A 23,491-nucleotide genomic window follows, 5' to 3' on the forward strand; every position below is an offset into this window, starting at 1 on the left:
CCAGGTGGGGGCGGCCGGACCCCTGGGGCGCCAAGGGGCCCCCGGAGGCCCGGCAGAGCGCCCCAGCCGACCGCTCCCGGCTCAGCGCCGGGCATACTCGCGGAAGCCGCGCCCCGTCTTGCGGCCCAGGCAGCCCGCCGCCACCAGATGTTCGAGCAGCGGGGCGGGCGCGAGACCCGGATCGCGGAACTCGCGGTGCAGCACCTGCTCGATCGCGAGCGACACGTCCAGACCCACCACGTCGAGCAGTTCGAACGGCCCCATCGGGTAGCCGCCGCCCAGCTTCATCGCCGCGTCGATGTCGTCCAGGGTCGCGTAGTGGTCCTGGACCATCTTGACCGCGTTGTTCAGATACGGGAACAGCAGCGCGTTCACGATGAAACCGGCCCGGTCGCCGCAGTCCACCGGGTGCTTGCGGACGGCCGCCGTCACCTCGCGGACCGTGGCGTGCGCCTCGTCGCAGGTCAGCACCGTACGGACGATCTCGACCAGCTTCATCGCCGGCGCCGGGTTGAAGAAGTGCATGCCGACGACGTCCTGCGGGCGCGTGGTGGCGCGGGCGCAGGCCACGACCGGAAGCGAGGAGGTGGTGGTGGCGAGCACCGCGCCCGGCTTGCAGACCCGGTCGAGCCGCGAGAACAGCTCCTGCTTCACCGCCAGGTCCTCGGCGACCGCCTCGACCGCGAGGTCGACCTCCGCGAAGGCGTCCAGGGTGTCCGCCGGGGTGATCAGGGCCAGCGCCGCGTCCCGCGCCTCGCCCGTCATCCTGCCCTTGTCGACCGAGCGGGCCAGCGACTTCGCGATCCGCGCCTTGGCCGTGTCCGCCTTCTCCCGCGAGCGGGCGGCGAGGACCACCGCGTATCCCGCCTTGGCGAAGACCTCCGCGATCCCGGAGGCCATGGTGCCGGAACCGGCCACGCCCACCGAGCGGACCTCGCGGCCCGTGACGGCCTCCGTCGCGCCGAGCGGGGTCAGCGCGTCCCGCACGACCTCGCCGGAGCCGGGCGCCGCGTACGTGTAGAAGCCGCGACCGGACTTGCGGCCGGTCAGCCCCGCCTCGCTGAGCTGGCGGAGGATCGGGGCGGGGGCGTGCAGCCGGTCGCGCGAGTCGGCGTACATGGCTTCGAGGACGGTACGGGCGGTGTCGACGCCGATCAGGTCGAGCAGCGCGAGCGGGCCCATCGGAAGCCCGCAGCCCAGCCGCATCGCCGCGTCGATGTCCTCGCGTGAGGCGTACTTCGCCTCGTACATGGCGGCGGCCTGGTTCAGATAGCCGAAGAGCAGCCCGTCCGCGATGAAACCGGCCCGGTCGCCCACCGCCACCGGCTCCTTGCCGAGGTCGAGGGCGAGCCGGGTGACGGAGTCCACCGCCTTCGGGTCGGTCAGCACCGAGGACACCACCTCGACCAGCCTCATCGCCTGGACCGGGGTGAAGAAGTGCAGACCGAGGACGCGCTCGGGGTGCGCCGAGTCGGCGGCCAGCCGGGTGACGGAGAGCGCGTTGGTGCCGGTGGCCAGGACGGTGTCGGGCCGCACGATGCCGTCGAGCGCCCGCAGGACCTGCTGCTTCGCCTCGTACGACTCGGGGACGACCTCGATCACGAGATCGGCCCCGGCCGCCGCCTGGAGGTCGGAGAAGGTACGGAACCGGGCGAGGGCGTCCCGCCGCTCCTCCTCGGTGATCCGCCCGCGCGCCACGGAACGGGCGGTGGAGGTCTCCAGGGCGGCGGTGGCACGGGCGGCGGCGGTCTCGCTGATGTCGATGCCGACGACCTCGCGACCGGACCGGACGAGGACGTCGGCGATACCGGTGCCCATGGTGCCGAGGCCGACGACGGCGATGGTGGAGAGAGGGGTGTCCATCAGGGGACTCCTGGGAGGAAGAGTGACGACTGAGGGCAGTGCGCTGAGGGCGGCGCTCGAAGAGCCGGTGCGCCGAGGGCGGTGCGCCGGGATCGGTGCGCCGACGTCGGTGCGTCGACGTCGGTGCGCTGAACGGCCGTGCGCGTGAAGTAGGGAACGCGCGAAGCAGGGAACGCGCGGGAGAGGGAAAGAGCGGGCCCGCCTCGGAATGCGAGGTCACTCCGTTCCGCATACGAGGTCGCCCTTCGAAAACGAAGGCGATCACGGAGAGCGGGGGAGAGGGCCGGGGAAAAGGAGCGACGGACTCTGTCCCGGAGCCGCGTCGAGAACTGCCGAACCGACGAACGCCCACGACGGCTGCGTCACCAGGCCGTTGTGAGAAGCGCGGGGGTGCCCCGCTCACCTGAGATTAACCGGCGGGTAACGAGCGCGCCAGTCCCGGAAGTCGGGGAAAATGTGATCTGGATCGCGGATAGGCTCCCGCGCATGGAGAACGCCGAGGATCCCGAATTCCGCTCGATGATCGATCGATTGCGGGACGAGATCGAGAATGCCGAAGGCGCGGTTCCCGAGACGTTCACGGAACTCGCCGCGACCGCCGATCCCGAGGAACTCCACCGGGTGCTCACCGCCCCCGGACAGCCGCTCTGGGCCCGCGAGATCGCCGCCTTCCGGCTCGGACTCCTCGGCGACGCCCGCGCCTTCGAGGCGCTCGTCCTCCTCCTCAACCACCGCGACCCCGAGCGCTGTGTCTCCGCCGCCCACGCCCTGACCCGGCTCGGCGACCCGCGCACCGCACGCGCCGCGGCCGCCCTCGCCACCAACGAACTCCGCGCCGCCTACGCCCTGCTGCCGGTCCGGCTCCTCGCGGAACTCCGCGCCCCCGAAGCCGTACCGGCCCTCCTCGCCGTCCTGGAACGGCGGCTGGCCCCCGGGGACCCGCACGGGCGGGTGGCCCTGGCCTGCGTCGAGGGCCTCGGCACGCTCGGCGACCCCCGGGCCAGGACCGCCCTCGAAGCGGCCCTCCCGCACCCGGGGCTCGGCGCCGCCGCCGCGCGCTCCCTCGCCCTGCTCGACGCCACGGCTCAGCGCGGCTGACCGAGGAAACCGTGCAAGGCGGCCCCGACGGCACCGGGCTCCCGGGTGCCGGGCCGCCCCGCCGCCTTCCCCGGCTCCTTCGCCGCGCCCGACGCCGGCAGCGGCTCCGGCTCCGGCAGGGCCGGACAGACCGCGTCGGCCTCGCCGCCGTCCCCCGCGCGCGGGACCTCCCCGGTGGCGAGGTAGGCGGCCAGATACGCGTCGAGGCAGTCGTTCCCGCCGAGGGTCACCCCGTGGTTCTCGCCGCCCTCCTCGACGACCAGGGCGGAGTCGCGCAGCAGCCGGTGCATCAGGGCCCCGCCCTCGTAGGGCGTCGCCGCGTCCTCCGTGGCCTGGAAGACGAGGACCGGCGGCACCCGGTCGTTGGCGACGTCGCGCGGGGTCAGCGACTCCACCGGCCAGAACGCGCACGGAGCGTTGTACCAGGCGTTGTTCCAGGTGGAGAAGGGGGCCTTGGCGTACGCCTCCCAGTTGTCCCTGCGCCAGACGTTCCAGTCCCGGGGCCAGGGCGCGTCCCGGCACTGCACCGCCGTGTAGACCGAGTAGCCGTTGTCGGCGGCAGGTCCGGACGCCCCGTACCGCTCGTACGCCTCCGTCAGCGCGGCCGTGTCCTCCTCGCGGACGTACGCGGCGAACGCCCGCGCGAGGCGGGGCCAGTAGCCGTTGTAGTACCCGCCGGGCAGGAAGGTGTCCTCCAGTTCCGCCGGGCCGACCTTGCCGCCCGCCGGGTTCTCGCGCAGGGCGTCGCGCATCCGGTACCAGGCCGCCTCCACCGCCGCCGGGTCCGTGCCGAGCCGGTACACGGAGTCGTGCCGGGCGATCCAGGCCATGAAGGCCTTGTGGTGGGCGTCGAAGGCGTAGTCCTGCGCGAGGTTGTCGTCGTACCAGACCCCGTGCGGGTTCACCACGGAGTCCAGGACCATCCGCCGCACCCGCTCGGGGAAGAGCCGGGCGTAGACGGCGCCCAGATAGGTGCCGTACGAGTAGCCCAGATAGGTGAGCTTCGGCGCGCCGACCGCCCGCCGGATGACGTCCATGTCCCGAGCGGCGCTCACGGTGTCGATGTACGGCAGCACATCCCGGTACTTCTCGCCGCAGGCGCGCGCGAAGGACCGGGCCCGTTCGATCTGGACCCGCTCCGCCTCGGCCCCGCGCGGCACCGAGTCCGGGCGGACCGGTGCGAAGTGGCCGGGCTCGCAGTCGAGCGCGGGCTCGCTCCTGCCCACCCCGCGTGGGTCGAAACCGATCACGTCGTACTGGGCGGCCACCTCCGGCGGCAGCGCGGACGCCACGTGCCCCGCGAGACCGCGCCCGCTGCCGCCGGGCCCGCCGGGGTTCACCAGCAGCGGGCCCTGGAAGGCCGTCGCCGTGTGCGGGACCCGGGTGAGGGCGAGCGTGACGGTCCGCCCGGCCGGTGCGGCGTGGTCGAGCGGCACCTTCAGGGAGCCGCACTGGAGTCTCGGGTACGCCGTGGTGCCGCAGGCGGTCCAGGAGAGGGAGACGAGGGAGGAGGGCGGGCGGGGGGCCGGCCCGGCGGCGCCCACGGGGGCGGCGGGCAGCACCGTGACCGTCCCGGCGACCAGCGCTCCGGCGGCGATCAGCATTCCTGCGCGTGGGGTCATAGGGCGTCCGTGCCCCGAACGGGCCGCGACAGGACCCGCCGGGGCCAGAGTTGACCCGAAAGGAGGGAGCCCGCCGGGTGGCCCCGCCGTGGAACCGCGTCCCGCGCAGGGGGCCGCCGAGACCTCCTGGACGGGGAGCAGCCGAGGCCTCCCACTCGGACGCCGCCGGTGCCTTCCGCTCGGACGCCCGCCGGGGCCTTCCGCTCAGAGAAGCGTGAGCTGCTCGGGGATCGCCGCCCTTTCCGGCTCCTCCGGTACGGGGATCCGCCGGGCCCCTCCGTGGCGCGTGGGCCCGATGCCGAACTCGGCCGCCAACTCGTGCACCTGACGGGTGATCCGGCGCTGGTACCAGGTCGGCGCGTAGGCCCCGGCCGCGTACATCCGCTCGTACCGGCTCACCAGACCCGGGTGGTGCTCCCGCAGCCACCGCATGAACCACTCGCGTGCGCCGGGCCGCAGATGCAGGACCAGCGGGGTGACCGAACTCGCCCCGGCTTCGGCGATCGCGCGGACGGTGGCGCGCAGCTGCTCGGGCCGGTCGCCGAGGAAGGGCACGACGGGCGCCATCAGGACCGCGCAGTCGATGCCGTGCGCGCCGAGCGTCCGGACGACGTCGAGCCTGCGCTGCGGGGAGGGCGTGCCCGGTTCGACCGTGCGCCACAGCTCCCGGTCGGTGAAGCCGACGGAGACGGAGATGCCGACCTCGGTGACCCGGGCCGCCTGGGTGAGCAGCTCCAGGTCGCGCAGGATCAGCGTGCCCTTGGTGAGGATCGAGAAGGGGTTGGCGTGGTCGCGCAGCGCGGTGAGGATGCCGGGCATCAAACCGTACCGGCCCTCGGCCCTCTGGTAGCAGTCGACATTGGTGCCCATGGCGATGTGCGCGCCCTGCCAGCGGGCGGAGGCGAGCTGGCGGGCGAGCACCTCGGGCGCGTTCACCTTGACGACGATCTGGGAGTCGAAGCCGATCCCGGTGTCGAGGTCCAGATAGGAGTGGCTCTTGCGGGCGAAGCAGTAGACGCACGCGTGCGTGCAGCCCCGGTACGGATTGACCGTCCATTCGAACGGCATCCGGGAGGCGCCGGGCACCCGGTTGAGGACCGAGCGGGCCCGTACCTCGTGGAAGGTGATGCCTCGGAATTCGGGTGTGTCGAAGGTTCTGGTGGTGACCGCCTCCGTGCCGAACAGGGCGGTGTCGGCGGGAGCGGCGGGGCTGTCGCCCAGATGGTCCCAGCGCATGGGCGCCTCCTCGGTGGTCCTCGGTTCGGGGTCGACCGTCCGGCCGGAGGCTCCGGGGCGACCGTTCGGCCAGAATAGAACATCTGTTCCCATGATCGCCGCAACCCGGATTTCGCGCGTCGGAGCCCGCGTGGTTCGCTTGGCCTCTGCGCCCGGGGAACCCGCGGGCGAGGAACCACGAGCTGGAGGAAGTCAATGGCGCAGGTCGAGGCCACCACCGAACGGATCGTCGCGGCGGACGCGGAGACGGTGTTCGACGCGCTGGCCGACTACAGCGGCACCCGCGCGAAGCTGCTCCCCGAGCACTTCAGCGAGTACGAGGTGCGCGAGGGCGGCGACGGCGCGGGCACCCTCGTCCACTGGAAGCTCCAGGCCACCAGCAAGCGCGTCCGCGACTGCCTCCTGGAGGTCACCGAGCCCACCGAAGGGCAGCTGGCCGAGAAGGACCGCAACTCCTCCATGGTCACCACCTGGACCGTGACCCCCGCGGGCGAGGGCAGGTCCCGGGTCGTCGTCACCACCGTCTGGAACGGTGCCGGAGGCATCGGCGGCTTCTTCGAGCGCACCTTCGCGCCCAAGGGCCTCGGCCGTATCTACGACGCCGTCCTCGACAAGCTGGCGGCCGAGGTCGAGAAGTAGGACCCGGAGAGTTCGTCGAGACGCGACGCCCGGAGCGTTCACCGAGAAGTAACGCCCGGAGCGTTCACCGATTCGAGTGGATCGCCCGCACCCCCGTTACCGGCGCCCCCGCGCGCCAGGGGGCGCGGGCTCTCCCGTAAACGCGCTGATGAGCGCCCCAAGTGCGCTCCGGCATAAGGACGTTCACCCACCCGGACCTCCCCGAGCCCCTCCCGTCACCCGCGCTCCCCGCCGCTCGCCCTCGGCGAAGAATGACGCGGCGCAGACGCCGTGACGAGGGGAGCAGACACGTGGGTGTGATCACCACGGTGAAGGACGTCCAGGGCACACCGCCGCCCGTCGGCCCCGCCCCGCCACCCGGCTCGGGCCCCGGGCCCGGCCTCGGCCCCGGCGCGCTCGAACCCCGCCGCGTCCGGCTGGTCTTCTGCGGCCTCATGCTCGCGATGCTCCTCGCCGCGCTTGAGCAGATGATCGTCGCCACCGCCCTGCCGAAGATCGTCGGCGAACTCCAGGGCCTGGACCGGATGTCCTGGGCGATCACCGCCTACCTGCTGACCTCCACCATCGGCCTGCCCGTCTACGGCAAGCTCGGCGACCTCCTCGGCCGCAAGGGCGTCTTCCTCTTCGCCATCGTCGTCTTCGTCATCGGCTCCGCCCTGGCCGGCTGGTCCCGCACCATGGACCAGCTCATCGCCTTCCGGGCGATCCAGGGCGTCGGCGCGGGCGGCCTCATGATCGGCGTCCAGGCGATCATCGCCGACATCGTCCCCGCCCGGGACCGAGGCCGCTACATGGGCCTCATCGGCGCCGCCTTCGGTCTCGCCTCCGTCGCCGGACCCCTGCTCGGCGGCTTCTTCACCGACCATGTCTCCTGGCGCTGGTGCTTCTACTTCAACGTGCCCTTCGGGCTGGTGACCCTCGCCGTCGTCGCCGCCGTCCTCAAACTCCCCAGACCCGCCGCCCGCGCCCGCTTCGACGTGCTCGGCGCCCTCCTCCTCGCCGCCGCCTCCACCTGCCTGGTCCTGCTCACCAGCTGGGGCGGCACCGAGTACGCCTGGGGCTCCCGGGTCGTCATCGGCCTCGCCTGCGGCGCCGTCGGAGCCGCCCTGCTCTTCCTCGCCGTCGAACGCCACGCCCCCGAGCCGCTCATCCCGCTCCGCTTCTTCCGCGACTCCGTCTTCACCGTCACCGCGCTCGTCGGCGCCGTCATCGGTGTCGCGCTCTTCGGCGCCGCCAGCTACCTCCCCAGCTTCCTCCAGATGGTGGAGGGCGCCAGCGCGACCGAATCCGGACTCCTGATGCTGCCGTTCATGGGCGGCATCGTGGTCTCCTCCGTCCTCTCCGGCCAGCTCATCAGCCGCACCGGCTGCTACAAGGCCCACCCGGTGATCGGCGCGGCCACCGCCGCCCTCGGCATGTGGCTGCTCTCCCGCATGGACGCCGACACCCCACGCCTCCAGTACAGCCTGTGGCAGGCGATCCTCGGCACCGGCATCGGCCTCGTCATGCCGGTCCTGGTCCTCGCCGTGCAGAACTCCGTACGCCCCGCCGACCTCGGCACCGCCACCAGCGCCCACAACTACTTCCGGCAGATCGGCGGCAGCGTCGGCGCCGCCGTCTTCGGCACCCTCTTCGCCTCCCGGCTCGACGCGGCCCTCGGCGACCGCCTCGCCGCCCTCGCCCCCACCGGTGCCACCCTGCCGCCCGCCGCCTCGATCACCCCGCAGACCGTGCGCACCCTGCCGCCCGCGCTGCGCGAGGCGTACGTCCAGGCGTACGCGGACGCGATGCCGCGCATCTTCCTCTACCTCGTGCCGGTCCTCGTGCTCGGCCTCGTCCTGACCTTCCTGCTCAAGGAGAAACCGCTGGTGTCCCACCACAGCCCCGCCACCGAGGCCCCCGGAGCCGACCTCGGCGGCGCCCCGACCGTGCCGCACGCCCGGCCCGCCGCCCCCGTGCCCCCGCCGTCCGCCGGGTTCCCCGTCTGCGGCACCGTCCGGCACCACGACGGCAGCCGCGTCCCCCGGGCCGCCCTGACCCTCGTCGACGTCCAGGGCCGCCAGGTGGGGCGCGGGGCCAGCGGCGAGGACGGGCGATACGCGCTGAGCGCCCCCGGCGGCGGCGCGTACGTCCTCATCGCGGCGGCCGGAGGCCACCAGCCCCAGGCCGTCTCGGTCACCGTCGGCGACCGGCCCGTCGAACTCGACGTCGTCCTCGGCGGCGCCGGACGGCTCGCGGGCAGCGTCCTCACCGCCGACGGCATGCCCGTACCGGACGCCTCCGTCACCCTCACCGACGTACGCGGCGAGGTCGTCGCCGCCACCCGCAGCGGACGCGAGGGCGGCTACGTCATCAGCGAGCTGGTCGCGGGCGAGTACACGCTCGCCGCCAGCGCCCCCGCCTTCCGGCCCGCCGCGCTGCCGGTGAGCGTCCAGTCCTCCCGCGAGACCCGCCAGGACATCGAGCTGGCGGGCGGCGCCGTCCTGCGCGGCACCGTCAGGGCCGGTGGCGGGCGGCCCGTCGAGGACGCCCGTGTCACCCTGCTCGACGCGGCGGGGAACGTCGTCGACACCCTCACCACCGGCGCCGACGGCACGTTCCGCTTCGTGGACCTGTCCTCGGGCGAGTACACCGTCATCGCCGCCGGTTACCCGCCCGTCGCCACCGTCCTGCGGATGGCCGGCGGAGGCCGCACCGAACGCGACCTCCAGCTCGGCCACCACGACTGAGCGGCCCCGGACGGGGCTGCCGGGGCCCGGTCCGGCTCGCGAACCGGCGCTCGGGCCCCCGGGGCGGGGTGCGAACCGGTCCGCGAACCGGCGCCCCTGCGAGCCGCGAGCCGGGCCGTGAACCGGGCTTCGGGCCGGGCTTCGGGCCGGGTCAGGAGGTGGTCGACGCCTTGCGCAGGGTGTTGATGCAGGAGCCGATCGCCTCCTGGAGGGCTTCGAGGCGCTGGAGCATGTCGTCCTCGAAGATCTCCTCTTCGAGGACCTCGTCGAGCGTCAGCTCCTCGAAGACCTTCGTCGCCTTCTGCAAGCTGTTGTAGAACTTCGTCCTGCGCTCCTGGACCCGCAGCTCAGGGTCCTCCTCCACCGCCTTGGCGACCAGGCCCTTCACCGTGTCGTACGCCTCACCGGCCCACTCGCCCGCCTCCTCCGAGTCGTCGAGTTCGTCGATGAGCGACAGATGCCGCTCGGCCTCGGCCCGCAGCTCGGCCGGCGCCGCCACGGTCTGCCCGGCCGGCGTCTTGATCTGGCCGTTCTCGACGATCTGGCGCACGTAGCCGATCCGGTCGGCGGCCTTCGCCTCGCTCGCGACCGCCTTCTTCAGATCGTCGGTGCGCGCGATGGCACGGGCCATCTCGGTCTGGAGCGCCGGGTCCTCCTTCATCCGGTCGAGCAGCGCACCGCGCGCCGCCTCGGCCGTCCCCGGGTCCGCCAGGATCGCCGCCCGCAGCGCCGTCGGGTTCTCGGCGACCTCCAGGGCCTTCGTCGGCCGGATGCCCTCCGCCTCGGCCGCAGCGCTGATCGCCTGGCCGCGCACCGATGTGGCGCTGTTGCGGGAGACGTAGTACGACAGCCAGACGTCCGCGTCCGGCAGCTCGACGTCCTCGCCCGGGACCAGCACCTCGAACTGCGGGACCAGACCGTCGTCCGCCGCCATGTCCCAGGCCTTGTAGTAGCGCATCACCCGCTCCGGCGAGCACCCCGCGAGCCCCGCGAACGCCTTCGCGGAGACCTTCGTCCGGGCCGTGCCCTCGGCGGGCTGGCCGCCGGGCCGGACGCTGCGCGCCACCTTGAGGGCGAAGGTCCAGCCGCCGGTGCGCGCGTACACGCCGAAATCGTGGGCGTCACGGACGACGACGGGGTCGAGATCGTCCGCCGAGGGGGTCTCCTCGGCGTCCTCGTCCTCGCCCTCGGGCTCGTTCTCGGCCGTGGTGGGCTCGGTCTCGGGCTCGGTCTCGGACGTGGCGGTCTCGGGGGCCGGGGTCGCCTGCGGCTCGGGCTGCTGCACCCAGAAGTCGCCCGGCTCCTCCGTCACGGGAGGCGCGGCGTCGGCGGACACGGGGACGGCGGGGACGGCGGCGGGGGAGAGGTCGGACGGGTCGAGGGCGATGGTCACCGAGAGCGCTCCGGAAGGTCGGTTGCGAGAAACTGCGGCCGACAGCCTATACGCACCCCTTGACGGCGATTCGTCCGATTGTGGACAACCGAACGTCGGAAAATCGTCTTGGCAAGGCCTCGCAGGCCCCTCACCACCCGGGAGAGACGGACTTCACGGACATCCGGAACCGCGGGGGCGGCCCGTACCCGCGTTCCGGCGGGCGTCGGCGGCCCGCTTCAACGAGGGTTATCCACAGGGGTGGTGGGGTCGCCGGGCGGCGCGTACGGTGCCAGACATGAAGATCCTCATCAGCGCCGACATGGAGGGCGCGACCGGTGTGACCTGGCCCGCCGACGTGCTGCCCGGCACGCCCCAGTGGGAGCGGTGCCGCGCCCTGTTCACCTCCGATGTGAACGCCGCCGTGCTCGGCTTCATCGACGGCGGCGCCGACGAGGTCCTCATCAACGAAGCGCACTGGTCCATGCGGAACCTGCTCCTGGAGCGGCTCGACGAGCGCGCCGAGATGCTCACCGGACGGCACAAGTCCCTCTCCATGGTCGAGGGCGTGCAGCACGGGGACGTCGACGGCATCGCCTTCGTCGGCTACCACACCGGAGCCGGTACCGAGGGCGTCCTCGCCCACACCTACCTGGCCAACTCCATCACCGGCGTCTGGCTGAACGGCGAGCGAGCGAGCGAGGGCCTGCTCAACGCCCATGTGGTCGCCGAGTACGGGGTCCCCGTCGTCCTCGTCACCGGAGACGACCTCACCTGCGAGGACGCCCTGGGATACGCGCCGGAGGCCCCCAAGGTCGCCGTCAAGGACTACGTCTCGCGGTATGCGGCGGTCTGCCGGACCCCGGCCAGAACCGCCGCCGACATCCGGGCGGCCGCCCGGACCGGCGCCGCGCTCGCCGTCCGCCACGAGCCGGTCAGGGGCGGGCCCTTCACCGTGGAGCTGGAATTCGACGCCGAGCACCTGGGAGCGGCCGCCACGGTGGTTCCCGGCACGGTGCGGAGCGGCGAGCGCCGCGTCTCCTACACCAGCGAGACGATGTACGAGGCAATCAGGACGTTCAAGGCGGTCACGACCATCGTCTCGGCCGCGGTGGAGGAGCAGTATGGCTGAGGAGGTCCGCGGACCGGACACGACAGCGCTCGACGAGGTGGTCGCCTTCACCTCCGAGCTGATCCGCATCGACACCACCAACCGGGGCGGCGGCGACTGCCGGGAGCGGCCCGCCGCCGAGTACGTCGCCGAGCGGCTCGCCGCCGCCGGAATCGAACCCACCCTCCTGGAGCGGACCCCCGGCCGTGCCAACGTGGTGGCGCGCATCCCCGGCACCGACCCCTCGGCCGACGCGCTCCTCGTCCACGGACACCTCGACGTGGTCCCCGCCGACCCCGCCGAGTGGACCGTCCACCCCTTCTCCGGCGAGGTCCGCGACGGGGTCGTCTGGGGACGCGGCGCCGTCGACATGAAGAACATGGACGCGATGGTCCTCGCCGTCGTCCGGGGCTGGGCCCGGCAGGGCGTCCGGCCGCGCCGGGACATCGTCCTCGCCTACACCGCCGACGAGGAGGCCAGCGCCGAGGACGGCTCGGGCTTCCTCGCCGACCGCCACGCCGACCTCTTCGAGGGCTGTACGGAGGGCATCAGCGAGTCCGGGGCGTTCAGCTTCCACCCGGAGCCCGGCACCACCCTGTACCCGATCGGGGCGGGGGAGCGGGGCACCGCCTGGCTCAAGCTGACCGCCCACGGCAGAGCGGGACACGGCTCCAAGGTGAACACGGCCAACGCCGTCACCCGCCTCGCCGAGGCCATCGCCCGGATCGGCGCGCACACCTGGCCGGTCCGCCTCACCGCCACCGTCCGCGCCGCCCTCACCGAACTCGCCTCGGTGTACGGCATCGACACCGACCCCCGGGCGCCCGACTTCGACGTGGACCTGTTCCTCGACAAGCTCGGTCCCGCAGCCGCCCTCGTCGAGCCGACCGTCCGCAACAGCACCAACCCGACGATGCTCGACGCGGGCTACAAGGTGAACGTCATCCCGGGCCAGGCCGTCGCCTACGTCGACGGACGGACGCTGCCCGGCACCGACGAGGAGTTCGCCGCGACCATGGACCTGCTCACCGGGCCGCATGTGGAGTGGGAGTTCCACCACCGGGAGGCGGCCCTCGAAGCCCCCGTCGACTCGCCGACCTTCGCCAGGCTGCGCGCCGCCGTCGAGCGCTTCGACCCCGACGGACGCGTGCTGCCCTTCACGATGTCCGGCGGCACCGACGCCAAGCAGTTCTCCCGGCTCGGCATCACCGGCTACGGCTTCTCGCCGCTCCGGCTGCCCCCGGGGCTCGACTACGGAGCCCTGTTCCACGGCGTCGACGAACGGGTCCCCGTGGACGCCCTGCACTTCGGCGTCCGCGTCCTCGACCACTACCTGAGATCGGCTTAGGCCGTCTCTTCCGGATCTCGCCGGGCGGCGCGGGCCAGTCAGGATCCGGAAGAGACGGCCCAGGACCCTCACCCGACTTCCCGGGACCACGGCGGCCGCACCCCGGCCCGCACGGCTCCGGGGCGGGACCGTGCCGGCCAGACCCTGGCCGGCACGGAGAACCACCGGGCGAACCACCCGGAAACCGGCCCGGGAACCCACCGGGCGAACCCACGAGAGAACCGACAAGGGGGAGGACCGCATGGCCACGACCAGGGTCACGGCCGCCTACGGCAGCTGGCCGTCACCGGTCGACGCGGCACTCGCGGCGGCGCACGACGGACGGCCCGATCACCTCGGCGCCGTCGGCGACGAGCTGTGGTGGACCGCACCGCGCCCCGCAGAGGGCGGCCGCCGCGCCCTCGTGCGACGGCGCGCCGACGGCACGGAGGAGAGCGCACTGCCCGCCCCGTGGAACGTACGCAGCCGCGTGATCGAGTACGGCGGGCAGCCCTGGGCGGCGGCGGAGCGGCCCGACGGGGGACCGCTCGTCGTCTTCTGCCACTTCCCCGACCAGCGGCTGTACGTCCACGAGCCCGACGCCGCACCCGGCACCGGGCCCCGGCCCCTGACCCCCGTCTCGGCGACCGGCGGCGGACTGCGCTGGGCCGACCCGGTGGTCCACCTCGACCGGGGCGAGGTGTGGTGCGTCCTGGAGGAGTTCACCGGCCCGGCGCCGACCGATGTGCGCCGGGTCCTCGCCGCCGTCCCGCTCGACGGCTCGGCCGCCGAGGACCGCACCGCCGTACGGGAGCTGTCCGACGGACGGCACCGCTTCGTCACCGGGCCCCGGCTCTCCCCGGACGGCCGCCGGGCCGCGTGGATCGCCTGGGACCACCCCCGGATGCCCTGGGACGGCACCGAGGTCCTCCTCTCCGAGGTCGGCCCCGACGGCACCTTCCGGGACGCCAGGACCGTCGCGGGCGGGCCCGCCGAGTCGATCCCGCAGGTCGACTGGGACGCGGCCGGACGACTGCTGTTCGTCAGCGACCGCACCGGCTGGTGGAACCTCTACCGGGCCGCCGTCGAAGCGGACGGCGGCCTCGGCGCACCGGCCGCGCTCTGCCCCAGGAGCGAGGAGTTCGGCGGCCCGCTGTGGACGGTCGGCTCCCGCTGGTTCACCCCCCTGGAGAGCGGCCTGATCGCCGTCGTCCACGGCGGGGGCACCACCGCGCTCGGCATCCTCGACCCCGGGCGCGGCACCCTCGCCGACGCCGCCGGACCCTGGACCGCCTGGTCGCCGACGCTCGCCGCGCACGGCACCCGGGTGGCCGGGATCGCCGCCGGACCGCGCGGCTCCGCCGAACTCGTCGAGCTGGACACCCGTACCGGCCGCGCCCGGGTGATCGGCGCCGGGCACACCGACGCCGTCGACCCCGCCCTGTACGCCGAGCCCCGGCTCCGTACCTTCACCGGCCCCGGCGGGCGGGAGATCCACGCCAAGATCCACCCGCCCCACCACCCCGGGTTCACCGCACCCGAGGGGGAGCTGCCGCCCTATGTGATCTGGGCGCACGGCGGCCCCACCGGCCGCTCCCCGCTCGCCCTCGACCTGGAGATCACCTACTTCACCTCCCGGGGCATCGGCGTCGCCGACGTCGACTACGGCGGCTCCACCGGCTACGGCCGGGAGTACCGGGAGCGGCTCCGTGAGCAGTGGGGCGTCGTCGACGTCGAGGACTGCGCGGCCGTCGCCGCCGCCCTCGCCGCCGAGGGCACCGCCGATCCGGCCCGGCTCGCCGTGCGCGGCGGCAGCGCGGGCGGCTGGACGACCGCCGCCTCGCTCGTCGCCACCGATGTCTACGCCTGCGGCACGATCATCTACCCCGTCCTCGACCTGCGGGGCTGGGCGACCGACGAGACCCACGACTTCGAGTCCCGGTATCTCGACGGCCTCATCGGACCGATCGACGAGGTGCCCGCGCGCTACAAGGAGCGCTCCCCGATCGAGCACATCGACCGGATCACCGCGCCGTTCCTCCTGCTCCAGGGCCTCGACGACGTCATCTGCCCGCCCGCGCAGGCCGAGCGCTTCCTGGCCCGGATGGCGGGCCGGGGCATCCCGCACGCCTATGTCGCCTTCGAGGGGGAGGGCCACGGCTTCCGCCGGGCGGACACGATGGTCCGCGCCCTGGAGGCCGAACTCTCCCTCTACACCCGCGTCTTCGGCCTCGCGAGAACGGACGTGCCGGAGCTGGAGTACCGGACGTGACGGGGCCGGTACCAGGGATGGGGCCGGGGTCGGGGCCGGGGCCTGGCCTGCCCGGCGGCGGGCTCGTCCGGCCGCCGAGGCTGCGGCCCGGGGCGCGGGTCGCGATCGTCGCCCCGAGCGGACCGGTCCCCGAGGAGCGGTTGAAGGCGGGCCTCGACATCCTGCGGGGCTGGGACCTGGACGCGGTACCCGCCCCGCACGTCCTGGACGTCCACCCCGACCTCGGCTATCTGGCGGGCACCGACCGGGACCGGGCCCGCGATCTGACGGAGGCCTGGTGCGATCCCTCGGTGGACGCCGTGATCTGCGCGCGCGGCGGATACGGGGTCCAGCGCATGGCGGACCTCGTCGACTGGCGGGCGGTGCGGGCGGCGGGACCCAAGGTGTTCGTCGGCTACAGCGACGTGACCGCCCTGCACGAGGCCTTCGCGGTCCGCGCCGGACTGGTCACCCTGCACGGCCCGATGATCGCCGCCGGGACCTTCCTCTCGGATCCGGGCACCCGGGAATCGCTGCGGGCCACCCTGTTCGCGCCCGAGACGGTACGGACGCTCGGTCTGGACACCGCGCGGGCCCTGGCACCGGGCCGGGCCCGGGGGGTGACCCTCGGCGGCTGCGTCAGCATCCTCGCCGCCGACCTCGGCACCCCATGGGCCCGGCCCTCGGCGCGTGGCGGACTGCTGCTCCTGGAGGACGTGGGGGAGGAGCCCTACCGCCTGGACCGGATCCTCACCCAACTGCTGCGCTCGGGGTGGCTCGACGGGGTCGCGGGCATCGGCCTCGGTTCCTGGGCCGAGTGCGGCCCCTACGAGGAGGTGCGGGCGGTGCTCGCCGACCGGCTCGGGGGGCTCGGGGTGCCGGTCGTGGAGGAGATGGGCTTCGGGCACGGCGAGACGGCGCTGACCATGCCGCTCGGGGTGCCCGGAGTGCTCGACGCGGAGGAGGGGACGCTCACCCTCGACGTACCGGCGCTGATCTGAGCCCTTGGGCGCTGGTGACGGGCTGTGCCGCAGAGGGTGTGAGATGTCTGACAAGTCACTCTTTCGGCCCTGCTTATCCTCACGGTGAGGTGTCGTTCGGCTCATTCTGGTCCCACGATGTCGGCCGAGGCGAGGCCGGCGGTAGGGACAGAGGAGAGGGCCGGGAATGAGTCGCAAGGAGAGATCGGGGACATCGGGCGGGGGCAGGTCCGGATGGGCCGAGTACTTCACTCCGGGCCGGATCGTGGTGATCGCGGTCGCGGTCCTCACCCTCGTCTTCATCTTCGAGAACACCCGTGAGGTCAGGATCCGGCTCCTCATCCCCGAGGTGACGATGCCGATCTACATGGCGCTGCTCGCGACGGCGCTGCTCGGCGCGGCCTGTGGCTACTACTTCGGGGCGCGGAGGCGGAAGTGAGACGCCGGGCGGTCGTGGGCGCGGGCGCGGTCCTCGCGCTCGCGGCCGTGGCCGTCAGCTCGGCGGAGGAATCCGCCGCGTCCGACGAGGAGGCGGGAGCCCGCCCGATGCCGGACTTCCTCGACCGGGGCCTGTGGCAGGTCTTCACCGGTCTCGGCCGCCGCACCCGGCTCGACGTGCACGACGTGGGCGGCCGGGACCGGCGGGTGCTCTGGCCGTTGAGTTGGCGGGTCTGCACGCAGTACCCGTCGGCGGGCACGGGCCTTGACCGGCGGACCACGGTGATGATCGGAGTCGTACGCAAGGGCGAGACCTGCCCGCCCCGCGTCCGGACGGCCCGCCGCTGAAACCGGCAGCCCCCGCACCGCCAGGCCGGCACCCCGAGCGCCCCGAATGCCCCGACGGGTCGCTGTGCCGACAGGCCGACACCCCGAGTACCCCGACGGGTCGCCGTGTCGACAGGCCGACACCTTGACGGGCCCCGAAAACCCCCGCCGTTCCCGCCGGCCCCGGGCCTACGCTTGCCCCATGTCCGATGACCAAGGCCGGTTCCTCGTTGCCGGGCCCCGGGTGGGGCTGCGGCCCTTCGCCCCGGAGGACGCGGCGGAGTTCACCGCCCGCGCCCGGGAGAGCCGGGAGCTGCACCGGCCGTGGCTGTTCCCGCCGCGCACGGCGGAGGCGTACGTGCCGTACGCGACGATCCTCGTCGAGGATCCGGCGCGGGCGGGCTTCCTGGTGTGCGAGCGGGGCGCGGACGACGCCATCGCCGGGTTCCTCAACGTGAACAACATCGTCAGGGGCGCCTTCCGCAGCGGAGCCCTCGGGTACGGCGCCTTCGCGCACGCCGCAGGGCGCGGGCTGTTCACCGAGGCCCTGGGGCTGCTCCTGGGCTATGCCTTCGGCCCCATGGACCTGCACCGCCTTGAGGCGAACATCCAGCCGGGCAACGCGGCCTCCCGCGCCCTCGTCCGCCGCGCGGGCTTCCGCCTTGAGGGCTTCTCCCCGTCGATGCTGTTCATCGAGGGGGCCTGGCGCGACCACGAACGCTGGGCGATCACGGCCCCGGACCCGGCTCAGGACCCGGCTCCGTCGCTGGCTCCGGGCCCGGCTTCGGCCCCGTAAGGCGGCCCAGGACTCGGCTCCAGACCCGGCCCGGCCCCGTAAGGCGGCGCCCGAAGTCTGCCCCTCAGCGCTTGTAGTTGATCTTCATCGTGTCGAGGTCGGTCACCGTCGAGCGCAGCCCCTTGTACGAGTGCCCCAGCTCCGCGAGCGCCGTCTCCACCCGTTCCTCCGCGAGCGCGCCCGCCATCTCGTCGCCGTCCTCGGAGTCGGAGACGACGACCAGCCGGAACGAGAAGTGCTTCAGGGTCCGGTCGTAGGCGAGCGAGCCCTCCTCCGTGAACTGCATCGCGGTCAGCCCGTGCTCGTCCACCTCGGCGAGCAGCCTGCCCCGGCTCTCCTCCGAAAGGCCGTCGAAGGTGCCGCGCACGATGACCCGGTAGGTGTGCTGCGTGCCCATTCCTCGTACTCCCTGTGCCCTGGTTCCCGGCCGCCGGGTGGCGGGCCGACCGTTCACAGTACGGCGGCCCCGCCCGTGCCGCCCGGAATTTCGAGATCGCCCCGCGTCCCCGCCTTTACCGAAGTCTGACGGGGAGAACCCCTGGTCGGGACGGGCCCTGGCGTGTTCCATGGGTCAATGACGACCGTACGACGTGCCGTACTGACGCTGCCCGGAGCCCCGTTGGGCCCGGACAACCCCCTTCCCGCACTGCGGGCACCCGCCGGAGCCGGGGCCCACGCGGTCGACGCGGGCACCCTCGCGCTGCTCCCGCGCGACATGGCCCGGGGCATAGGGAGGGCGCCCCTGCGCACCCTGCTGCCCACCCCCGTGCGCGACGGCTACGGCCGCGACCGCGCCCCGCTGGACCTCGACACGATCGTGATCGAGAACGACCGCCTCCGGGTGACCGTCCTGCCCGGTCTCGGCGGCCGGGTGCACTCCCTCCACCACAAGCCCACGGGCCGCGAACTCCTCTACCGCAACCCGGTGCTCCAGCCCGCCGCCTTCGCGCTCAACGGGGCCTGGTTCTCCGGCGGCATCGAGTGGAACACGGGCGCCACCGGCCACACCACCCTCTCCTGTTCACCCCTCCACGCGGCGACCGTCCGGGCGCCCGACGGCGGGCCGATGCTCAGGCTCTGGGAGTGGGAACGCCTGCGCGACCTGCCGTTCCAAGTCGACCTCTGGCTCCCCGAGGGCTCCGACTTCCTCTATGCCGGGGTCCGCGTCCGCAACCCCCACGAGCACACCGCCCCCGTCTACTGGTGGTCGAACACCGCCGTACCCGAGGAATGCCGTGTCCTCGCCCCCGCCGACGCGGCCTGGCGGCACGGCTACGAGCGCGGGCTGCGTCGCGTCCCCGTGCCGGTCGCCGAGGACGGCGTCGACCGCTCGCGGCCACGGCACAGCCGCCACGCCGCCGACTGGTTCTACGACCTGCCGGACGGGCGGCGGCGCTGGATCGCCGCGCTCGACCCGGACGGCACCGGACTCGTCCAGACCTCCACCGACGTCCTGCGCGGCCGGAAGCTCTTCGTCTGGGGCACCGGGCCCGGCGGCCGACGCTGGCAGGAGTGGCTGACCGAACCCGGCACACCCGGCTACGCGGAGATCCAGGCCGGACTCGCCCGCACCCAGCTGGAACACCTGGAACTGCCGGGCGGCGGGGAGTTCAGCTGGCTGGAGGCGTACGGACCGCTCGCGGCCGACCCCGCCACCGCGCTCGGCGACGACTGGGCTGCCGCCCGCACCGCCGTGGCGGAGCGGCTCGCCGAGGCACTGCCGAGAGCGACCGTCGACGCCGCGTACACGGCCTGGCGCGAAGCCTCGGCCGACGCCGAACCGGAGGAGGTCCTCGCGTCCGGCTCGGGCTGGGGAGCGCTCGAAGTCCTGCGCGAGGCATACGAGTTGCCCGGTACGCCCTTCCCCGAGTCGACCCTGGGTGCGGAGCAGGCCCCCTGGCGCGAACTGCTCCGCACCGGCGTCCTGCCGCCCCCGGCCCCGGGCGCAGCCCCGTTCGTTCCGCTCGTGGCCCCGCCCTGGCGGGACATGCTGGAGACCGCCCCCGCCGATCCCTCCACCGAGTACCACCTGGGGATCGCCCAGTGGCACGCCGGTGACCGGGCCCAGGCGGTACGGAGCTGGGAACGGGGTCTGAAGGAGGCCGTGGCGCACTGGCCGCTGCTCCGCTGTCTGGCCGTCGCCGACGCGGAGGACGGGCACCCCGGGCGGGCCGCCGAGCGCTTCGCCGAGGCCTTCGGGGATCTGACGGCCGTACCCGTGGACGGGGCGGCGGGGGAGCGGCTCGCCGCAGCGCTCGGCAGGGAGGCGGTCGAGGCGCTGCTGACGGCGGGCCGGACCGACCGGGCCCGTGAGCTGTGGACCCGTATCCCGGAGCGGTCCCGGCGGGTCGGGTCCCTGAGGTTCCTCGAAGCGCGCCTCCTGCTCGCCGAGGGCAGGAAGGAGGAGGCGCGCGCCGTCTTCGACGCGGGATTCGAGGTCGCGGACCTGCGGGAGGGTGCGGAAATCCTCGGTGAGGTCTGGTCCCGGCTCACCGAGGAACCCCTGCCGTACGCCTACGAGTTCCGCATGCGGCCGAGCTGAGCCGAGCCGCCGCATCGCGACGGCCCGCCGGGTGGACGACCCGCCGGGCGGGCGTGAGGCGAGCCGGTCGGCCTGGGACGGCTCAGGGCACCCGGCACAGGATCTCGCCGTGCGGGACCATGAACCAGGCGTCCTCCCGGGTGCCCCACTCCCGCCAGGCCTCCGAGATCGACGCCAGTTCGGCCGCCGTCGCGTGGCCGCCGGAGACCGCCAGGTCCGCGTAGCCGGAGGCGGTCGTCCGGTCCGCCCACAGGCCGCTCCACCAGGCACGCTCGTCGGGTGTGGCGAAGCACCAGGTGCCTGCCGTCGTCGTCACTTCGGTGAAGCCGGCTTCCCTGGCCCAGGCGAACAGGCGCCGCCCGGCGTCCGGTTCGCCGCCGTTGTCCCGGGCGACCCGGTGGTAGAGGTCCCGCCAGTCGTCCAGGGCGGGCGGTTCGGGGTACCAGGCGAAGGCCCCGTAGTCGCTGTCGCGGGCGGCGACGACACCGCCGGGACGGCAGACCCGCCGCATCTCGCGCAGCGCCCGCACCGGGTCGCCGACGTGCTGGAGCACCTGATGGGCGTGGACGACGTCGAAGGAGTCGTCGGGGAAGTCGAGCGCGTGGACGTCGGCTACCGCGAACTCGACGTTACCGAGGCCCCGTTCGTCCGCCACCGCTCGGGCCTTCGCCAGGACGCTCTCGGCCGCGTCGACCCCCGTCACCCGGCCGGGTGCGACGAGCGCCGCCAGATCGGCGGTGATGGTGCCGGGCCCGCAGCCCACGTCCAGGACGTCAAGGCCCGCGCGCAGTTCGGGCAGCAGATAGGCGGCGGAGTTCGCGGCGGTCCGCCAACTGTGCGAGCGCAGGACCGACTCGTGATGGCCATGGGTGTAGACGGCGGTCTCGTGTGCGGAGGCATGCGTCATGGAATCGACTCCCTTGGTGTGGGTGCGTGCCCTCACCGTACGCATCCATGCCGAATAATGAGATACACGTCTTGGAATATGGACCATGTGTGGAGCGGATCAGCCGAACAGCAGCTTCCTGTAACGGAGTTCGTCGAGCAGAACACCGCCCGTCTCCTCCGTGGCGACCGTCCCGTCCGGCCGCCACCCGGCCGCCTCGTAGAACCGTCGGGCCCGCGCGTTCCCGGCCGGCACCCATAGCGCCGCCGTGCGGAATCCGTCCTGGGCGAGTGCCCGCGCGGACTCCGCGAGCAGAGCGCGGCCCACGCCCCGGCCCCACACCTCCGGCAGGGCGTACAGGGCCGCGACCTCGGCCGTCGTCCCGGGGGCGAACTCCTCGCCGGGCCAGGCCCGGAAGCAGACGAAGCCGACCACCCGGCCGCCTCCGTCCGTCGCGAGCAGGACCCGGGGCCGGTCCGGAGCCCCGAGGCGCGTCCGCCACCGGGCGGCGCGTTCCGCCACGTCCAGGGAGGCCAGATACGGGCCGGGGAGCAGCTCGCGGTAGGCGGCGCGCCAGGACAGGACGTGCACGGCGGCGATCCCGGCCGCGTCCTCCGGAAACGCCTCACGGATCACGACGGGGGCGGCGGCGGGGGCGGCGCCCGGGGTGGCTGTCGGAGAGGGAACCGGGTCGGCTGCCGGGGTGGGAGTCGGGTCGGCTGCCGGGGTGCTCGCCCCTTCCGGGCCGGGCCGGGGCGCCGGTCCGGGCCCCAGGGCGGGTGCGGGGTCCGGGGCCGGTACGTGCGCGGGTCTCGTCATGCGCCATTGTCGGCCCGGCGGGGCCCCGGCGCCTCCGTGTTTCCCGGGTTCCCGCACGACCTGACGAACCCGCGTATGACGGCACCGTGAACAAGCCACCCCCGGCGGCCCGCCGCCCCTAGGATCGGCCGCGCCGCCGTCCGGCGGAGTGTCGCTTCCCGTCCGAGGAGTCCCGTGCCGCACTCGCCCGCGCCAGCCCGTCGTGCCCTGCTCAAACTGCTCGCGGCCGGTCCCGCGGCCACCGCTCTCGGCGGGCTCGCCACCGCCTCGCCCGCCCTCGCCTCACCCGCACGCACCACCACCGCGCCCACCCTCGCCGGGCCCGCCGCGCCCGGGATAGTCAAGGCGCTGCCGACCGAGTACTTCACCGTACGGGGCACCAACGCCGAGGCCCGGTTCGACGCCTTCGGCGACACCGGCTTCCTCACCCCCGGCGACCGTTTCTTCGTCCGCAACCACACCTCCACCCCCGTCCTCGACGCCGCCGACTGGCGGCTGACCCTCTGGGGCGACGGGCTCCACGGGCGCGCTCCCGTGCACTTCACCTACGGGCAGCTCCGCGACCTGCCGTCCGTCACCCGTACGGCCCTGATCGAGTGCGCCGGGAACGGCCGCAGCCTCTACGCGACCCAGCAGGGCGAGGCGGTCGCGGGCACCGCCTGGACCCTCGGTGCCGTCGGAGCCGCCCGCTGGCGCGGTGTCCGCCTCTCCGACGTGCTCCGCCGCGCCGGGATCGCCCGCGACGCCGTCGCCCTCCAGCCGCGCGGTCTCGACGACCCGTACGTCTCCGGCGGCGTCGACTACGGCCGGGTCCGCCGCCCGCTGCCGGTCGCCAAGGCCTTCGACGACGTGATCCTCGCGTACGAGATGAACGGCGAGCCCCTGCCGTACGACCACGGCCACCCCGTCCGGCTCGTCGTGCCCTCCTGGGTCGGCATCGCCTCGATCAAGTGGCTCGGCGACATCGAGGTCTCCACCCGTCCATTGGTCTCGCCCTGGTCCACCGACTGGTACCGGCTGTTCGGCGCCGCCCACCCGGAGGGCGGCAGCGAACCGATCACCCGTCAAACCCTCAAGTCCGCCTACCAGTTGCCCTTCGGCGCCACCCTGGAGGCCGGGCGCGCCCACCGGCTCACCGGCCGCGCCTGGTCCGCCCTGGCCCCCGTCCGCTCCGTAGAGGTCTCCACCGACGGAGGCGCCCACTGGCGCCACGCCCGGCTCCACGACACCCCTCGCGGGGGCGGCTGGGTCCGCTGGTCCGTCCCCTGGCACCCGCGCCGGACCGGCCCCGTCACCCTGCTCTCCCGTACCACCGACACCGCGGGCAACACCCAGCCCGAGCGGGCCGTCCACAACACACAGGGGTACCTCTTCAACGCGGTCGTACGGCACCCGGTCACCGTCGTCTGACCGCCTCGCGGTCCGCGCCGTGAACCGCCCCACGACCTGCCTCGT

Annotated in this window: 19 protein-coding genes; 12 read left to right on the forward strand and 7 right to left on the reverse strand. The window is 73.8% G+C overall.

Translation table 11 applies throughout. The features are described from left to right. Positions 1-81: 81 nt before the first annotated feature. A complete protein-coding gene (locus tag BU197_RS27360; RefSeq protein WP_188270980.1) occupies positions 82-1,863 on the reverse strand; it encodes a 3-hydroxyacyl-CoA dehydrogenase family protein in 1,782 nt (593 codons plus the stop codon). Between the two features lie 486 nt (positions 1,864-2,349). Between BU197_RS27360 and BU197_RS27365 the strand changes: the two genes are divergently transcribed. Then, a complete protein-coding gene (locus BU197_RS27365; protein ID WP_188270981.1) occupies positions 2,350-2,961 on the forward strand; it encodes a HEAT repeat domain-containing protein in 612 nt (203 codons plus the stop codon). On the opposite strand, the gene BU197_RS27370 is transcribed toward BU197_RS27365, so the two are convergent. Next, a complete protein-coding gene (locus BU197_RS27370; RefSeq protein ID WP_188270982.1) occupies positions 2,949-4,583 on the reverse strand; it encodes an alpha/beta hydrolase in 1,635 nt (544 codons plus the stop codon). The genes BU197_RS27365 and BU197_RS27370 overlap by 13 nt on opposite strands. A 204-nt stretch (positions 4,584-4,787) precedes the next feature. Continuing rightward, positions 4,788-5,819: an Rv2578c family radical SAM protein gene (locus BU197_RS27375; protein ID WP_188270983.1), complete on the reverse strand. Its 1,032-nt coding sequence runs from the start codon at positions 5,817-5,819 to the stop codon at positions 4,788-4,790. 195 nt (positions 5,820-6,014) lie between these two features. On the opposite strand from BU197_RS27375, the gene BU197_RS27380 reads away from it, so the two are divergent. After that, the gene (locus BU197_RS27380) at positions 6,015-6,458 is read left to right on the forward strand and encodes an SRPBCC family protein (protein ID WP_188270984.1); all 444 of its coding nucleotides are present in this window, start codon (positions 6,015-6,017) and stop codon (positions 6,456-6,458) included. A gap of 290 nt (positions 6,459-6,748) precedes the next feature. Next, positions 6,749-9,187 carry an MFS transporter gene (locus tag BU197_RS27385; protein WP_317452040.1) on the forward strand — a complete coding sequence of 813 codons (2,439 nt, stop codon included), beginning with the start codon at positions 6,749-6,751 and terminating at the stop codon, positions 9,185-9,187. Between the two features lie 151 nt (positions 9,188-9,338). Here the strand turns inward: BU197_RS27385 and BU197_RS27390 are convergent, their stop codons facing one another. Then, positions 9,339-10,580 carry a hypothetical protein gene (locus tag BU197_RS27390; RefSeq protein ID WP_188270986.1) on the reverse strand — a complete coding sequence of 414 codons (1,242 nt, stop codon included), beginning with the start codon at positions 10,578-10,580 and terminating at the stop codon, positions 9,339-9,341. A gap of 277 nt (positions 10,581-10,857) precedes the next feature. On the opposite strand from BU197_RS27390, the gene BU197_RS27395 reads away from it, so the two are divergent. The 7 genes from BU197_RS27395 (at position 10,858) to BU197_RS27425 (ending at position 17,789) form a co-directional block, all read left to right on the forward strand. Then, positions 10,858-11,691 (forward strand): M55 family metallopeptidase, encoded by an 834-nt coding sequence (locus tag BU197_RS27395; protein ID WP_188270987.1) that lies wholly within the window; start codon positions 10,858-10,860, stop codon positions 11,689-11,691. Continuing rightward, positions 11,684-13,018, forward strand: coding sequence for a M20/M25/M40 family metallo-hydrolase (locus BU197_RS27400; RefSeq protein ID WP_188270988.1), 1,335 nt, complete (start codon positions 11,684-11,686; stop codon positions 13,016-13,018). Before BU197_RS27395 ends, BU197_RS27400 begins: the two co-directional genes overlap by 8 nt. Before the next feature lie 241 nt (positions 13,019-13,259). Next, on the forward strand, positions 13,260-15,269 hold the full coding sequence (locus BU197_RS27405; protein ID WP_188270989.1) for a prolyl oligopeptidase family serine peptidase: 2,010 nt from the start codon (positions 13,260-13,262) through the stop codon (positions 15,267-15,269). Between the two features lie 17 nt (positions 15,270-15,286). Continuing rightward, complete coding sequence (locus BU197_RS27410) at positions 15,287-16,249, forward strand: LD-carboxypeptidase (protein ID WP_188270990.1); 963 nt, start codon at positions 15,287-15,289, stop codon at positions 16,247-16,249. 166 nt (positions 16,250-16,415) lie between these two features. Continuing rightward, positions 16,416-16,667, forward strand: a complete 252-nt coding sequence (locus tag BU197_RS27415; RefSeq protein WP_188270991.1) for a lipopolysaccharide assembly protein LapA domain-containing protein — start codon at positions 16,416-16,418, stop codon at positions 16,665-16,667. Then, positions 16,664-17,014 (forward strand): hypothetical protein, encoded by a 351-nt coding sequence (locus tag BU197_RS27420; RefSeq protein WP_188270992.1) that lies wholly within the window; start codon positions 16,664-16,666, stop codon positions 17,012-17,014. The genes BU197_RS27415 and BU197_RS27420 overlap by 4 nt, the downstream gene beginning before the upstream one ends. A gap of 181 nt (positions 17,015-17,195) precedes the next feature. Beyond that, positions 17,196-17,789 (forward strand): GNAT family N-acetyltransferase, encoded by a 594-nt coding sequence (locus BU197_RS27425; protein ID WP_188270993.1) that lies wholly within the window; start codon positions 17,196-17,198, stop codon positions 17,787-17,789. Between the two features lie 64 nt (positions 17,790-17,853). Here the strand turns inward: BU197_RS27425 and BU197_RS27430 are convergent, their stop codons facing one another. Continuing rightward, positions 17,854-18,186 (reverse strand): DUF6204 family protein, encoded by a 333-nt coding sequence (locus BU197_RS27430; RefSeq protein WP_188270994.1) that lies wholly within the window; start codon positions 18,184-18,186, stop codon positions 17,854-17,856. A 177-nt stretch (positions 18,187-18,363) separates the two neighbouring features. Between BU197_RS27430 and BU197_RS27435 the strand changes: the two genes are divergently transcribed. Continuing rightward, the gene (locus BU197_RS27435; RefSeq protein WP_188270995.1) at positions 18,364-20,331 is read left to right on the forward strand and encodes a DUF5107 domain-containing protein; all 1,968 of its coding nucleotides are present in this window, start codon (positions 18,364-18,366) and stop codon (positions 20,329-20,331) included. A gap of 82 nt (positions 20,332-20,413) precedes the next feature. On the opposite strand, the gene BU197_RS27440 is transcribed toward BU197_RS27435, so the two are convergent. Both BU197_RS27440 and BU197_RS27445 read right to left on the reverse strand, forming a co-directional pair. Beyond that, positions 20,414-21,238, reverse strand: coding sequence for a methyltransferase domain-containing protein (locus BU197_RS27440; RefSeq protein WP_188270996.1), 825 nt, complete (start codon positions 21,236-21,238; stop codon positions 20,414-20,416). Positions 21,239-21,337: 99 nt separating this feature from the next. Further along, the gene (locus BU197_RS27445) at positions 21,338-22,036 is read right to left on the reverse strand and encodes a GNAT family N-acetyltransferase (RefSeq protein ID WP_188270997.1); all 699 of its coding nucleotides are present in this window, start codon (positions 22,034-22,036) and stop codon (positions 21,338-21,340) included. A gap of 174 nt (positions 22,037-22,210) precedes the next feature. Between BU197_RS27445 and BU197_RS27450 the strand changes: the two genes are divergently transcribed. Continuing rightward, on the forward strand, positions 22,211-23,446 hold the full coding sequence (locus BU197_RS27450) for a sulfite oxidase (RefSeq protein WP_188270998.1): 1,236 nt from the start codon (positions 22,211-22,213) through the stop codon (positions 23,444-23,446). The last annotated feature ends 45 nt before the right edge of the window (positions 23,447-23,491 follow it).

Origin of the sequence: Streptomyces sp. CBMA291 (assembly GCF_014596525.1) — a bacterium.
In the GTDB taxonomy this organism is placed as follows: Bacteria; Actinomycetota; Actinomycetes; order Streptomycetales; family Streptomycetaceae; genus Streptomyces.